Source organism: Caballeronia arvi (assembly GCF_001544695.2).
In the GTDB taxonomy this organism is placed as follows: domain Bacteria; phylum Pseudomonadota; class Gammaproteobacteria; order Burkholderiales; family Burkholderiaceae; genus Caballeronia; species Caballeronia arvi.
Map to the genome: position 1 here is coordinate 29,766 of NZ_FCOM02000050.1, position 14,774 is coordinate 44,539.

Annotated in this window: 14 protein-coding genes; 10 read left to right on the plus strand and 4 right to left on the minus strand. The window is 62.6% G+C overall.

Features of this window, described 5'->3' with window-relative positions; genetic code table 11:
* Positions 1-19 precede the first annotated feature (19 nt).
* Both ettA and AWB74_RS34055 read left to right on the plus strand, forming a co-directional pair.
* Positions 20-1,687: an energy-dependent translational throttle protein EttA gene (ettA, locus tag AWB74_RS34050; RefSeq protein WP_061151043.1), complete on the plus strand. Its 1,668-nt coding sequence runs from the start codon at positions 20-22 to the stop codon at positions 1,685-1,687.
* A 119-nt stretch (positions 1,688-1,806) separates the two neighbouring features.
* Complete coding sequence (locus AWB74_RS34055) at positions 1,807-2,943, plus strand: DUF748 domain-containing protein (RefSeq protein ID WP_061151019.1); 1,137 nt, start codon at positions 1,807-1,809, stop codon at positions 2,941-2,943.
* A 6-nt stretch (positions 2,944-2,949) separates the two neighbouring features.
* Here the strand turns inward: AWB74_RS34055 and AWB74_RS34060 are convergent, their stop codons facing one another.
* The 3 genes from AWB74_RS34060 to AWB74_RS34070 all read right to left on the minus strand — a co-directional run bounded on the left by AWB74_RS34060 (position 2,950) and on the right by AWB74_RS34070 (position 5,787).
* Positions 2,950-3,573, minus strand: coding sequence for an HAD family hydrolase (locus tag AWB74_RS34060; protein WP_061151020.1), 624 nt, complete (start codon positions 3,571-3,573; stop codon positions 2,950-2,952).
* A gap of 27 nt (positions 3,574-3,600) precedes the next feature.
* Entirely contained in the window at positions 3,601-5,388 is a 1,788-nt protein-coding gene (locus AWB74_RS34065; protein ID WP_235024780.1) for an aminopeptidase P family protein, read from the minus strand.
* A 126-nt stretch (positions 5,389-5,514) separates the two neighbouring features.
* Positions 5,515-5,787: a hypothetical protein gene (locus tag AWB74_RS34070; protein WP_061151022.1), complete on the minus strand. Its 273-nt coding sequence runs from the start codon at positions 5,785-5,787 to the stop codon at positions 5,515-5,517.
* A gap of 408 nt (positions 5,788-6,195) precedes the next feature.
* Here AWB74_RS34070 and AWB74_RS34075 point away from each other — a divergent pair, with 408 nt between their 5' ends.
* The 7 genes from AWB74_RS34075 (at position 6,196) to AWB74_RS34105 (ending at position 12,395) form a co-directional block, all read left to right on the plus strand.
* Positions 6,196-7,014 (plus strand): glycosyltransferase family 2 protein, encoded by an 819-nt coding sequence (locus AWB74_RS34075; RefSeq protein ID WP_061151023.1) that lies wholly within the window; start codon positions 6,196-6,198, stop codon positions 7,012-7,014.
* Between the two features lie 201 nt (positions 7,015-7,215).
* Positions 7,216-8,511, plus strand: coding sequence for a glutamyl-tRNA reductase (gene hemA / locus AWB74_RS34080; RefSeq protein ID WP_061151024.1), 1,296 nt, complete (start codon positions 7,216-7,218; stop codon positions 8,509-8,511).
* A gap of 99 nt (positions 8,512-8,610) precedes the next feature.
* The gene (gene prfA / locus AWB74_RS34085) at positions 8,611-9,693 is read left to right on the plus strand and encodes a peptide chain release factor 1 (RefSeq protein ID WP_061151025.1); all 1,083 of its coding nucleotides are present in this window, start codon (positions 8,611-8,613) and stop codon (positions 9,691-9,693) included.
* The gene (gene prmC / locus AWB74_RS34090; protein ID WP_061151026.1) at positions 9,690-10,511 is read left to right on the plus strand and encodes a peptide chain release factor N(5)-glutamine methyltransferase; all 822 of its coding nucleotides are present in this window, start codon (positions 9,690-9,692) and stop codon (positions 10,509-10,511) included. Before prfA ends, prmC begins: the two co-directional genes overlap by 4 nt.
* Positions 10,512-10,586: 75 nt before the next feature.
* Positions 10,587-10,898: a Grx4 family monothiol glutaredoxin gene (gene grxD, locus AWB74_RS34095; protein ID WP_035509911.1), complete on the plus strand. Its 312-nt coding sequence runs from the start codon at positions 10,587-10,589 to the stop codon at positions 10,896-10,898.
* Between the two features lie 13 nt (positions 10,899-10,911).
* On the plus strand, positions 10,912-11,514 hold the full coding sequence (locus AWB74_RS34100; RefSeq protein ID WP_061151027.1) for a UbiX family flavin prenyltransferase: 603 nt from the start codon (positions 10,912-10,914) through the stop codon (positions 11,512-11,514).
* 95 nt (positions 11,515-11,609) lie between these two features.
* Entirely contained in the window at positions 11,610-12,395 is a 786-nt protein-coding gene (locus AWB74_RS34105; protein WP_061151028.1) for a DODA-type extradiol aromatic ring-opening family dioxygenase, read from the plus strand.
* A 54-nt stretch (positions 12,396-12,449) separates the two neighbouring features.
* On the opposite strand, the gene AWB74_RS34110 is transcribed toward AWB74_RS34105, so the two are convergent.
* Positions 12,450-14,000, minus strand: coding sequence for an APC family permease (locus tag AWB74_RS34110; RefSeq protein WP_061151044.1), 1,551 nt, complete (start codon positions 13,998-14,000; stop codon positions 12,450-12,452).
* Positions 14,001-14,489: 489 nt separating this feature from the next.
* Between AWB74_RS34110 and AWB74_RS34115 the strand changes: the two genes are divergently transcribed.
* Complete coding sequence (locus AWB74_RS34115) at positions 14,490-14,693, plus strand: cold-shock protein (protein WP_007000074.1); 204 nt, start codon at positions 14,490-14,492, stop codon at positions 14,691-14,693.
* Positions 14,694-14,774 lie beyond the last annotated feature (81 nt).

Below are 14,774 nucleotides of genomic sequence, written 5' to 3' on the forward strand. Positions count from 1 at the left end.
ACATTCAATCACGGACAACATGGCCCAATACGTCTTCACCATGAACCGCGTCGGCAAGATCGTACCGCCGAAGCGTCAGATCCTGAAAGACATCTCGCTCTCCTTCTTTCCCGGCGCGAAGATCGGCCTGCTTGGCCTCAATGGCTCCGGCAAATCCACGCTCATCCGGATCATGGCCGGCGTCGACAAGGACATCGAAGGCGATGCCACGCCGATGCCCAACCTGAACATCGGCTACCTACCGCAGGAACCGCAGCTCGATCCGCAGCAGACCGTGCGTGAAGCCGTCGAGCAAGGTCTCGGCGATGTCTTCCAGGCGCAAAAGAAACTCGACGAAATCTACGCCGCCTACGCCGAACCCGACGCCGACTTCGACAAGCTCGCCGCCGAGCAGGCGAAGTACGAAGCCATCCTCGCGACGAGCGACGGCGGCAGCCCCGAGCAACAGCTCGAAGTCGCCGCCGACGCGCTGCGCCTGCCCGCGTGGGACGCGAAAATCGAACATCTGTCGGGCGGTGAAAAACGCCGCGTCGCGCTCTGCAAGCTGCTGCTGCAAAAGCCCGACATGCTGCTACTCGACGAGCCGACCAACCACCTCGACGCCGAATCCGTCGAATGGCTCGAACAGTTCCTGACGCGCTATCCGGGCACCGTCGTCGCGGTCACGCACGATCGCTATTTCCTCGACAACGCCGCCGAATGGATTCTCGAACTCGACCGCGGCCACGGCATTCCGTGGAAGGGCAACTATTCGAGCTGGCTCGATCAGAAGGAAGACCGCCTGAAGCAGGAAGAAGCGAGCGAATCCGCCCGCCAGAAAGCCATCAAGAAAGAACTCGAATGGGTGCGCCAGAATCCGAAGGGACGTCAGGCGAAATCGAAGGCGCGTATCGCGCGATTCGAGGAGCTCAACAGCCAGGAATATCAAAAGCGCAACGAGACGCAGGAAATCTTCATTCCGGTCGGCGACCGGCTCGGCAATGAAGTCATCGAGTTCAAGAACGTCAGCAAGGCGTATGGCGATCGTCTGCTCATCGACAATCTGAACATGAAGATTCCGGCGGGCGCGATCGTCGGCATCATCGGGCCGAACGGCGCGGGCAAGTCCACGCTGTTCCGCATGCTGACCGGCAAGGAGCAGCCGGATTCGGGCGAAATCATCAAGGGGCCGACGGTCAAGCTTGCGTACGTCGATCAGAGCCGCGACGCGCTCGCCGCCGATAAGACCGTCTTCGAGGAAATCTCCGGCGGCGCAGATGTGCTCACAGTCGGCAAATATGAAACGCCGTCGCGGGCGTATATCGGCCGCTTCAACTTCAAGGGCAGCGATCAGCAGAAACTCGTCGGCAATCTGTCGGGCGGCGAGCGCGGGCGTCTGCATCTGGCGAAGACGCTCATCGCGGGCGGCAACATGCTGCTGCTCGACGAGCCGTCGAACGATCTCGACGTCGAAACGCTGCGCGCGCTCGAAGACGCGCTGCTCGAATTCGCCGGCTCCGTGATGGTCATCTCGCACGATCGCTGGTTCCTCGACCGCATCGCGACGCATATTCTCGCGTTCGAAGGCGATTCGCACGTCGAGTTCTTCGACGGCAACTATCAGGAATACGAGGCCGACAAGCGCAAGCGTCTCGGCGAAGAAGCCGCGAAGCCCAAGCGTCTGCGCTACAAGCCGATCACGCGCTAAGCTCTGAAGTAAAAGCCTATGCGGGCGCGCGCACCGACATCAGGCACAAAAGTGGCGACTGTGTACGACGCAGTCGCCGCTTTTTTTTCGAGCGGACTTCGATAAGGAGACACACGCAGATGGCGGGATCGAGCGCGCGGAGGGGAGCGCTTTGGGCAATCGGGATCGTCGTGGCGCTCGTCGTCGTGGCGACCGGCGGCTGGCTCTTCGTCGTGCACCAGATGAAAGAGCGCATCATCGAGACGCTCGGCCCGAACGGTTCGGTCGAGGAAATCGATGTCGGCTTCGGTCATGTGACGCTCTCGCGCGTGCGGCTGCGCGGCCCGAAAGACTGGCCCGCCGCCGATGCGATGCGCGCCGAACGCATCGTGCTCGACGTCGACATGCATTCGCTCATCGCCCGGCCGATCCATCTGCGTACCGTGAGCGTCGACAACTACTATCTGTCGATCGTCCGCTCCGCCGATGGCCGCGTGCGCATCCTGCCGGGACTCAAGGAAACCGCGCGCGAAGCCGACGCCAAGCCCGACAGCAAGGAGCGCACCGAGCGCGAAGAGCACGCGCGAGAGGAAAAGCTGATCGATCGCGTGTCGTTCGAACGCGGCTCGATGGAGTTCTACGACAGCACCGTGCAGGACCCGCCGTATCGCGTGTTGATCGGCGATGCGCGCGCGACCGTCGAACATATTCATCTGCCGGCCCTCACCGGCCGCACCGACCTCGCGATGACCGGCTCCATCAAAGGGCCGTCGCACACGGGCACCGTGACGTGGGGCGGCTGGATGATCATCGCCAACAAGGATTCGCAGACGCGCGCGACGCTGCGCAATGTCGATGTCGCGACGCTCGATCCGTATCTGCTGAAGAAAGCCGGCGCGAAAGCGGCTGTGACGGGCGGCACCATCGATATGGTCGTCGACGCCACCGTGAAGGACTATCGCATCCACGCGCCGGGCACGCTCACGCTGAATCACCTGCAGATCAGCGATACCGGCAATGCGCTCGACACGTTCCTCTCGATTCCGACCAAGGCGGCGATCGCCGCGCTCAGCAACCGAAAAGAGCAGATCAAGCTCGATTTCGTGCTCGACGGCGATCTGCGCGATCCGAAGTTTTCGCTCAACGAAAGTCTTTCGAAGAAGCTCGCGGCGGGCTTCGCGAAGGCGCTCGGCGTGAGCGCGGAAGGCGTCGCGCGCGGCGCAGGCGATACGGTGCGGGGAATCGGCAACGCGCTAAAAAACCTGCTGGGCCAGTAGCGCCCTTCAAATCGGCAGCGCCAGTTCCCGCAGCTTCGTTTCCGTTTCCAGCGCGCCGGTGTAGTGAACGCCGTGCCAGCCGAGCGCGGTAGCGGCCTGCGCGTTCTTCAGGTTGTCGTCGATAAAGACGAGTTCGGCCGGCCGAATGCCCGGCAGATGCCGTTCGATTTCCGTGTGCATCAACCCGAAAATCTGCGGATCGGGCTTCACGAGGCCGACGCGCCCCGACACGACGATCTCCCTGAACTTGCGCAACACGTCGAAGCGTTCCCACGCGTACGGGAACGTCTCCGCCGACCAGTTCGTGAGGCCGAAGAGCGGCACGTGCGCGGCCTCCAGCCGGTCGACGAGCGCAACGCCCTCTTCCAGCACGCCCGACACCATCTCCGGCCAGCGCGCATAGAACGCGCGAATCAGCGCTTCGTGCTGGGGATGAAGCGCGATCAGTTCGGCGGTGCCTTCCTCGATGGTCTGCCCGCCGTCCTGCTGCACGACCCATTCCATCTTGCAGACGTTATCGAGAAACCAGCGGCGCTCGGTCTCCTCCGGAATCAGCTGTTTGTAGAGATACTCGCGATTCCAGTCGATCAGCACGCCGCCGAAATCGAACACGACTGCCTTGATGGTCATTGCGTGCCGCTCCTTTGCATCATTGCGTCAGATCGCCTTCGTCCGCTCTTCGAGCCACGCCAGCGACTTGCCCGACACATGCGGCGACACGCGCGCACGCACCGTCGCGTGATACGCGTTGAGCCACGCACGGTCGTCGTCGCGCAACAGCGTCAAGTCGATGCAGCGCGTATCGATCGGGCACAGCGTCAGCGTCTCGAATTCGAGGAAATCGCCGAATTCGGTCTTGCCAGCCGACTGGTTCATCACGAGATTCTCGATGCGGATGCCCCACTTGCCCGGCCGATAGATGCCCGGCTCGATCGACGTGATCATGCCCTCTTCCATCGCCGTCCAGGGTTCGGCCGGCGCGTAATGCGAGATCACCTGCGGCCCTTCGTGCACGTTCAGGAAGTAGCCGACGCCGTGTCCCGTACCGTGGCCGTAATCCGCGCCCGCTTCCCAGATCGGCGCGCGCGCGATCGAATCGAGCATCGGCGAACGGATGCCGCGCGGAAAGCGCGCACGCGACAGCGCGATCGTGCCTTTCAGAACCGTCGTGAAATCGCGCTTGTGTTCAGCCGTGATCGTGCCGATGGGCACAACCCGCGTGATGTCCGTCGTGCCGCTCAGATACTGACCACCGGAATCGATCAGCAGCAGGCCGTTGCCTTCGATCACCGCGTGCGACGCCTCGGTCGCACGGTAGTGCGGCATCGCGCCGTTGGCGTTGAAACCGGCGATCGTGCCGAAGCTCAGCGTGACGAAGCCCGGCCGGCGCGCACGCGCGGCGGTGAGCTTTTCGTCGATCGTCAGCTCGGTGATGCGCTCGCGGCCGAGCGCCTCTTCGAACCACGCGAAGAATTCGGCGAGGGCGGCGCCGTCCTGCTCCATCGTCGCGCGAATGTGCTCCGCTTCCGCCGCCGTCTTGCGCGATTTCGCGAACGTCGACGGATTCACCGCCTCGACGATCGCAACCGTTGCGGGCACTTTTTCCAGCAGGCCGTGCGTGATGCGGCGCGGGTCGACCAGAAGCGTCGAGCCCGCGGGTAGCGACGCGAGCGCGTCGGGCGCGCCGGCGTAAGCGGCGACGCGCACGCCATCGCGCGCGAGCGATTCGACGAGTTCGGCGGGAACCTTGCCATCGGCGACGAAAAGGGTCGCGTTATCCAGCCCGATGAGCGCGTGCGCGACGAACACCGGGTTGTAGCTCACGTCGCCGCCGCGCAGGTTGAAGATCCATGCGAGATCGTCGAGCGTGGACACGAAGTGCCATTGCGCGCCTTTTGCGCGCATCGTCTCGCGAACGGTCGCGAGCTTTTCCGCGCGTGCGACGCTCGCGTGCGGTGCAGCATGTTCGTAGACGGGCGCTTCCGGCAAGCCGGGGCGTGCTTGCCACACGGAATCGAGCAAATCGAGGTCGGTGCGCAACACGATGCCGCGCGCGGTCAGCGCATCGGACAATGCGCGCGCCGCCGCGACGCCGAGCACGGCGCCATCGACCGCGACGGTTGCGCCCGCCGGCACGTTGTCCGCGAGCCAGTCGATGTGCGGTGCGGTCTGCTGGCCGCCCATCATCTTCATCAATTCGATGCCGGTGCCCGCAAGCTGCGTCTCGGCCTGCATCCAGTAACGGCTGTCGACCCAGACGCCCGCGAAATCCGCCGTCACCACGAGAGTGCCGACCGAGCCGGTGAAGCCCGAAAGCCACTGACGTCCTTGCCAGCGTTCGGGCAGATATTCGGAAAGATGCGGGTCCGCCGACGGAATGAGCACGGCGGCGAGCTTTTCGAGCGCCATCTGGCCGCGCAGCGACTCGATTCGTCGTGCGAACATGGCGGGCTCTGGAATGGCTGAATCTGCGATGCGATCGTTCATGAAATCACCTGCGTGAAGGCCCGCGTGGGGCGCGAAGAGCACGGCGGGCGGCGAGGATCGCTCATCGCCCGTCAGATAAAGAGATCAGCGGCGCACCGCCAGTCCGACGGTCGTCGTCACAACCAGGAACGCGAAGACCGAGCATGCCAGCCATTCGAGCGTATCGCCGTCGTGATAGACATCGACGATATTGCCCAGCATGCGCGCGACGACCGTCGCCAGTATGCCAGCGGCGATGGCCGTCCAGATGCGGCCGGCCGGACCGCGTGCGACGCGTCCCGCACGCCGCAACGGATGCAGCCACCAGCCCGCCGCGCCGATGACCGCGCCGAGGAAAATCAGCCCCATCCAGCCCATCAGCGGCCGCGCCTCATCGGACTGAGTTCTCTTCGGCGTGGGACATTCGGCGTAACGGACATGGGTTGGGCAATTCCGGATGGTTGCAGGCGCGCGCCAGCGTAGCGGATGAGTTTAGGGGCCGGATATGGGGAAGGCAAGACTCGGTCTTTGCGTGCCGCTCGGGTGTGTTGACTTCGGCAAGGAGCCGTTCAAGATCGATCTGCGAACCTCCCGATTTCCGCGAATCGATTCGACTGCTAGGATTTTTCCCAAAAATGCCGTACTCATTCATTTCGAGACTTGAATGAACGCGGCATAAATAAACTTCGGCCTCGAATTTGGGTCTCATATCTCAATCGCGTTCCTTATCAATATCGCCTGATCGCTGTGAAAGCGGACTAGCGTTTTCGAGGCTTGATTTTCCATATGACAGAATCCAACCTTATTTCGCTGCGTGGCCTCGAGTTGATCATTACGTATCGCGGTCGCAGCGAGGAGAGGCGAGACAATCTGCGCGGCGTGCTGCGACACCTGCACCATACCTATTCGGATTATCAGGTCTGGCTAATGGAGGCTGACGCCGCGCCGACCTTCGTTTGGTCTGAATTCCACGATCCGAAGATCAGGCATGTATTCCTGCACGACAGCGGCCCGTTCCCGAAAGCGCGGCTCGTCAATCTCGGCGCGCTCATGGCGAAAAGCCCGATTATCTGCATGCACGACGCCGATATGATCGCGAATCCGGTTTATTTCAGCGCCGCGGTCAATGCGCTCATGGATGAAGATAAAAGCGACGTGCTTTGCCCGTTCATGCGTGTATTGAACGTCTCTGGCGATCCGCGCAAGTCGTTCATCGAATCGGGCGATTTCAATCAACTGTCGCCGTTTCTCGATGGCGAGCTACCCGCTGACATCAATTTGCTGTACGACAACACCCCGGGCGCGATCAATCTTTTCAGGCGCGCGGAATTTGTCCGCGTCGGGGGACTCGACCCGGCTTTCATCGGATGGGGCGGTGAGGACGACGATCTGCTGCTTCGCGCCGGACGTCTCGGCGTACGCTGGCATTCGTTTACCGGCGCCCATGCGGCTCTGTTTCATCTGAATCACGACTCCGCTTCCCGCGAGCTGTCCCTCGACGACGAAGACATTGCGAAGAACCGGCAACGAGCATTTCGCACAGGCGAGATACCGATCGACGAACTGGAAGCGCGCGCGGCCGAGTTGTCGAAATATTTTGGCTGAGAACACGCCGCGGCCTTCTGTCACAGGCCGCGCGCCGTGTTTTCGTTGCCTCGCATCCACCGCCCGACGCACCGGCCTGTGCGTAAGAAGGCAGCGTTCGCGCCCCAAATGCCACCTATAAATGAACAAAAACGCAAAAGGCTATAATATTGGGCTATCTGAATGGCCATCGGCTTAGGCCCAAAGCATCAGTCCAAAACAATGCAGCTCCTCACGATCGGAATCAATCACCACACTGCGCCTGTCGCCCTGCGCGAACGCGTGGCGTTTCCGCTCGAGCAGATCAAGCCCGCCTTGGGCGCGCTGAAGGACATCTGGCTGGGGCCGCTCGCGAAGGTATCGCCCGAGGCGGCGATCCTCTCGACCTGCAATCGCACCGAACTCTACTGCGCCACTGACGACTCCGCCGCCCGCGAAGCCGCACTCCAGTGGCTCTCGAAGTATCACCACATTCCCGTTCCCGAGCTCGCGCCGCATGTCTATGCGCTGCCGCAGTCGGAAGCGGTGCGCCACGCGTTCCGCGTCGCGTCCGGACTGGATTCGATGGTGCTCGGCGAGACGCAGATCGTCGGACAAATGAAGGATGCCGTGCGGACGGCCTCCGAGGCCGGCGCGCTCGGCACGTATCTCAACCAGTTGTTCCAGCGCACGTTCGCCGTCGCCAAGGAAGTGCGCACGACGACCGAAATCGGCGCGCAATCCGTGTCGATGGCCGCCGCCGCCGTGCGTCTCGCGCAGCGCATCTTCGAAGACGTCGCGAGCCAGCGCGTGCTGTTCATCGGCGCGGGCGAAATGATCGAGCTCTGCGCGACGCACTTCGCCGCGCAGAATCCGCGTGAGCTAGTCGTCGCGAACCGCACCGCCGAGCGTGGCGAGAAGCTCGCCGGACGTTTCAATGGCCGCGCGATTCCGCTCTCCGAACTGCCCGCGCGCATGCACGAGTTCGACATCATCGTGTCGTGTACGGCGTCGACGCTGCCGATCATCGGCCTCGGCGCGGTCGAGCGTGCGGTGCGCGCGCGCCGTCATCGGCCGATTTTCATGGTCGATCTCGCCGTGCCGCGCGACATCGAACCGGAAGTCGGCGACCTGAAAGACGTGTTCCTCTACACCGTCGACGACCTCGGCGCGATCGTGCGCGAAGGCAACGCGTCGCGTCAGGCGGCGGTCGCGCAGGCCGAAGCGATCATCGAGACGCGCGTCGCGAATTTCATGCAGTGGCTCGACGCACGCAGCATTGTGCCCGTGATTCGCCATATGCACACGCAGGCCGACGCGCTGCGCCGCGCCGAAGTCGAGCGCGCGCGCAAGCTGCTCGCGCGCGGCGACGATCCCGCCGCCGTCCTGGAAGCACTGTCGCAATCGCTGACCAACAAGCTGATTCACGGCCCGACGCACGCGCTCAACCGCGCGACGCGCGAAGAGCGCGGCCAGCTCATCGACCTGATGAGCGGCTTCTACCGCCACGGCTCGCCGTCCGATTCGTCGGAACGTTAGCGGCCCTCCGTTTGCTATTCTCCAATGCCACGCGCGGTTAGCGCGGCGGCGTCCCCGAATTCGCAGTTTCTCAGGAGCACCGAGCTCCTTCTCCGTCCGATGAAAACGAGCATGCAAAGCAAGCTCGACCAGCTTGCAAAACGGCAGGTCGATCTCAACGATTTGTTGAGCCGCGAAGACGTGACAGCCGATATGGATCAATACCGGAAGCTCACGCGCGAGCACGCGGAAATCAGCCCGATCGTCGATCAATACGCGCTCTGGCGTCAGGCGCTCACCGACGAAGCGACCGCGCAGGAACTGCTCGCCGATCCGTCGATGCGCGATTTCGCCGAAGAGGAAATCGGCGAGGCGCGCGAGCGCATGGTGAAGATCGAAGGCGACTTGCAGACGATGCTGCTGCCCAAAGATCCGAACGACGAGCGCAACATCTTCATCGAAATCCGCGCGGGCACGGGCGGCGACGAGTCGGCGCTGTTCGCGGGCGATCTGTTGCGCATGTACCTGCGTTACGCGGAACGCAATCGCTGGACGGCCGAAACGATGTCGGAAAGCGTCTCCGATCTCGGCGGCTACAAGGAAGTGATCGTCCGCATCGCGGGGCAAGGCGCGTTTTCGCGGCTCAAGTTCGAATCGGGCGGGCATCGCGTGCAGCGCGTCCCGGCGACGGAAACGCAGGGGCGCATCCACACGTCGGCGTGCACGGTCGCCGTCATGCCGGAAGCCGATGAAATCAGCGAAGTCGTGATCAATCCGGCGGATCTGCGCATCGACACGTTCCGCGCGTCGGGCGCGGGCGGGCAGCACATCAACAAGACGGATTCCGCCGTGCGCGTCACGCACTTGCCGACGGGCATCGTCGTCGAATGTCAGGACGACCGCTCGCAGCACAAGAACAAGGACCGCGCGCTGAAGGTGCTCGCCGCGCGCATCAAGGACAAGCAGTATCACGAGCAGCACGCGAAGGAAGCCGCGACGCGCAAGAGTCTGATCGGCTCGGGCGACCGCTCGGGGCGCATCCGCACGTACAACTTCCCGCAAGGGCGCATGACGGATCACCGCATCAATCTGACGCTCTACAAGCTCGAATACATCATGGACGGCGATATCGACGAGCTCATCGGCGCGCTTGTGTCCGAGCATCAGGCGGAGCAGCTCGCGGCGCTCGGGGAAGCGGAGTGACGGTTGCCGATTTGCTGCGTGCGTCGTCGCTGCCGCAGCTCGAAGCGCGCATTCTGTTGATGCACGTGCTCGGTTGGCGGCGCACGGAACTCATCACGCGCGATCTTCTGCCGCTTGCGGAAGATGCTGTTGCGCGGTTCGAATCGTTGTCGGCGCGACGTCTGGCAGGCGAACCCATCGCGCAACTGACGGGCAAGCGCGAATTCTTCGGCCTCGATTTCGACGTGACGCCGGACGTGCTGATTCCGCGCCCGGAAACCGAATTGCTGGTGGAACTCGCGCTCGAAGCCATCGTCGATACACCGAATGCGCGCGTGCTCGATCTCGGCACGGGCACGGGTGCGATTGCGCTGTCGATTGCGCATGCGCGGCCCGACGCGCGTGTGTGGGCTGTGGATCGCTCAGCCGCCGCATTGCAAGTCGCGCGAGATAACGCCGCGCGCCTTCTGGATAAAAGCGCAGTCACGTTCATCCAGAGCGACTGGACCGCGAATATCGATCCATCGCTGCGCTTCGAGGCGATCGTCAGCAACCCGCCGTATATCGCGAGCGACGATCCGCACCTTGAACAAGGCGATTTGCGCTTCGAGCCGCGCGGCGCGCTCACCGATGACGCCGACGGTCTGTCGGCGATTCGCACGATCATCGAGACTGCGCCGCTTCTGCTCGCGAGCCACGGCGCGTTGTGGCTGGAGCACGGCTACGATCAGGCCCAGGCCGTGCGCGGCCTGCTCGAGGCGCGCGGCTTCACCGATGTCCGTTCGATGCGCGATCTCGCCGGCATCGAACGCTGCTCGGGCGGTCTTTTCATCGCGTGAGCCGCCTCCGCTCGCGTATTCGAAATCCGCTATCATTTCAAGAACTCTCACCGAAATCTCAAGCGCAGGAAAGACATGGACACGCAAGAACGCATCAAGCAGATCGTCGATCAAAACCCGGTCGTCCTCTTCATGAAGGGCACGGCGCAATTCCCGATGTGCGGCTTCTCCGGCCGCGCGATTCAAGTGCTCAAGGCGTGCGGCGCCGATCAGATCATGACCGTGAACGTCCTCGAAGACGACGCGATCCGCCAGGGCATCAAGGAATTCTCGAACTGGCCGACCATTCCGCAGCTCTACGTGAAGGGCGAGTTCATCGGCGGCTCGGACATCATGATGGAGATGTATCAGTCGGGCGAACTGCAACAGCTCTTCGCCGCGGCCTGAGTCTTATCCGCACGTGAGCGCGCCCGCTGCCGCGAAGCGACGGCTCATCGTCGCGATTACCGGTGCAACGGGCGCCATCTACGGCGTGCGTCTGCTCGAGACGCTGCGCCGGCTGGGCGGCGTGGAGACGCATCTGCTCGTCTCCAGCGCCGGCTGGCTCAATATCCAGCACGAACTCGATCTCGACAAAGCCACCGTCCACGCGCTGGCCGATGTCGTCCATAGCGTGCGCGATGTCGGCGCGAGCATCGCATCGGGTTCCTTCGCGACCGACGGCTTGGTCATCGCGCCCTGCTCCATGCGCACGCTCGCGAGCGTCGCGCACGGCCTTTCCGATAATCTCATCACCCGCGCCGCAGACGTCGTGCTGAAAGAGCGCCGCCGTCTCGTGCTGCTCGTGCGAGAAACGCCGCTCAATCTCGCGCATCTGCGCAACATGACGGCCGTCACCGAAATGGGCGGCGTGATCTTTCCGCCGCTGCCGGCGTTCTATCAAAAGCCTGCGAGCATCGACGAGATGGTGGATCACACCGTTGCGCGCGTCATCGATCTCTTTGGTCTCGCTCAGCCCGTCGCTCCGGCGTGGCGCGGACTGCGCAGCGAAGCCTCGGATTAACAACACCGGCGACACAATTCGTTGCCGCGCGGACTGTTTATCAACGCGGCTCGCGGCCTTACATTGGATGGCAGATACCACAGGAATTTGCCGCCATGAGCCGACTGCCTACCGTTTTCATTTCCCACGGCGCGCCGACGCTGCCGATCGACCCGTCGATGCCCTCCGCTGAATTCGCCACGCTTGGACAAAGCCTGCCGCGTCCGCGCGCGATTCTGATGTTGTCCGCGCACTGGGGCACGGCGCAGCCGGTCGCGAGCACGGCCGAACGTCCGGAAACGATTCACGATTTCTACGGCTTCCCGCGCGCGCTCTACGAACTGCGCTACCCGGCGCCCGGCGCGCCCGATCTCGCGAAGCGTGCCGCCGCGCTGCTTCGCGCTCAGGGCATTCCTGCCGCCATGACGGATCACGGGCTCGATCACGGCGCGTGGGTGCCAATGCTGCTGATGTTCCCCGACGCGGACATTCCGGTCGCGCAGCTTTCGATTCAGCCACGTCTCGACGCCGCACATCATTTCCGGATCGGCCGAGCGCTGCGTGATTTGCGCGATGACGGCGTGATGATCGTCGGCTCGGGCCAGATCACGCACAACCTGCGCATGGCCGATTTCAGCGCGCGCCCGGAAGACGCCGATCCGCGCGTGACCGAATTCACCGACTGGTTCGAGCGAAGCATGGCCGAACGCGACATCGACGCCCTGCTGGACTATCGCGCCCGCGCGCCGCATGCGGCGCTGATGCATCCCACCGACGAGCATTTGCTGCCGGTCTTCAGTGCGCTGGGCGCGGCGGCGGACAATTATCGGCTTGCGATCCAGTCGCTCGGCACCTTCCAGCGCGCGCTCGCGATGACGAACTACGTGTTCGCGGACGACTAAACAAAAAAACCGCCTGATCGCTCAGGCGGTTTTCACTCGCGGAACACGAAATCGTCAGGCGCCGATTTCGTGAAGAATGTCCTCGCGACTTTCGCGTTCGTCGAGATACGACGTGCGATAGCCCGTATGCACGCCCCAGTAGTAGAAGATCAGCGCGAGCACGGCGACCGCGGCCATATCCCAGCCGTACGGCAGAATTCCGTTGCCGCCGAATTCGTGGCTGCCGTTCAGCGACAGGACCGCCATCGACGGCAAGTACGCGATGAGCCACAACGCCGCTTTCAGGTCCTTCCCCCATCCCGCGAAACCGGTCTTGCCCTGAAAGTAGAAGTACACCGGCAACGCGACGACCATCAGCAGAATGATCTCGCCGGTCAAAGGCCACTTCGCCCAGTAGAGCACGAGCGATGCGCATACGAACGCGAACGGCGCGACCAGGCCCATCAGCGGAATATTGACCGGACGATCCAGATCCGGCGCGGCGCGACGCAACGCCATCAGGCTGACCGGACCGGTTAGATACGAAATGACCGTCGCCACCGAAATGACCGCCGCGAGCGTGCCCCAGCCGCGGAAGAAGAACAGGAACACGAATGACACGAACAGGTTGAACCACATCGCCTGACGCGGCACGCCGTAGAACGGATGCACGTTGCCGAAGATCTTCGGCATCGTGTTGTTGCGCTCCATCGCGTAGATCATGCGCGTGGTCGTCGCCATATAGGTCGTGCCGGTGCCGCTCGGACTGACGAACGCGTCGATATAGAGCAGGATCGCGAGCCAGTTCAGATTGAGCGCGATCGCGAGTTCCGCGAACGGCGACGCGAAATTGAAATGCTGCCAGCCCTTCGCCACGTCCGCCGGATTCACCGCGCCGATGTACGCGACCTGAAGCAGCACGTAGATCACGAGCGCGATCAGAATCGAGCCGATCACGGCGAACGGAATGCTCGTCGACGGATGACGCGCCTCGCCCGCCAGGTTCACCGGGCTCTGGAAACCGTTGAAGCTGAACACGATGCCGCTCGTCGCCACGGCGGTGAGCACCGCGGACCATCCGAACGGCGCGAAGCTGGACGTCGTGCCGAAGTTCTCCGTGTGGAAACCGGAGAAGACGAGGCCGGCGATCGTCAGACCCGGGATCAGGAACTTGAAGATCGTGATGATCGAGTTCGCGCGCGCGAAGAGCTTCACGCCCCAATAGTTCAGCAGGAAATAAACGATGACGAGTAAGGCCGACAAGAGGAGGCCGGTCGTCGTCAACGTATGGCCGACGAACAACTCGTGCGCCCATTCGTATGGCCACGTGCTCATGTACTGGATGGACGCTTCCGCTTCGATCGGAATGACCGAGACGATCGCGATCCAGTTCGCCCACGCGCTGATGAATCCGACCAGCGCGCCGTGTGAGTAGCGCGCGTAACGCACCATGCCGCCCGATTCGGGGAACGTCGCGCCGAGTTCCGCGTAAGTCAGCGCGATCGCCAGAATGACCGCGGCGCCTATGATCCACGCGCAAATTGCTGCGGGCCCGGCAATCTGGGACGCCTTCCACGCCCCAAACAGCCATCCCGATCCGATGATGGACCCGAGGCCTGTCAGCATCAGCGCCAACGGACCGATGTTTCGTTGAATCGACTTCTCTGTCACATTTCCTCCAAATGTCTCCCATCGCCGGGACGAAAAAGGCCCGGCGCCACCGCGCGAGCGAGCAGCAAACCTGTCTGACGATCCGGCGATGCCGGTGCAACCCTTAGGTCGGCGCGTAGTGTAACGGTTGCACCTTTCGAATGCAGCGCTTACGGGGAAGAAAATGATCCTGAAAGGCACTTTTTTGAGGCAAATCGAAACGCGAATTGCAAGTTATGTAATCTTTGCTTACGCATCTCGAAAATATCCCCTCAGAGTTGTCGGAAATTAATTGACCGGGATACTGTTTCGCCGTATAAACCTTCTTGCAGGATTTCAAGTGGCGAGTGAATTGGTTCTTTCGAGTTCGCCATCACGGTACTCCGGTTGGTCCCATTGCCCCTTCCTTGATTTTCCGCACCCCTGGGCTTCGGCCTTATTCATCATTTTTTTGGAACAAGTAACATGGAAACCGGTACCGTCAAGTGGTTCAATGACGCAAAGGGCTTTGGCTTCATCACTCCGGATGGCGGCGGCGAAGATCTGTTCGCGCACTTCTCGGAAATCCGCATCGAAGGCTTCAAGACGCTTCAGGAAAACCAAAAGGTTTCCTACGAAGTGAAGACTGGCCCCAAGGGCAAGCAAGCAGCGAACATCAAGCCGGTCTAAGTCTCAGCGCACCGCTAGAATTCGTATGAGAAAGCCCCGCCTCGGCGGGGCTTTTCTTTTGCGGCTACGGCCAACGTGCGG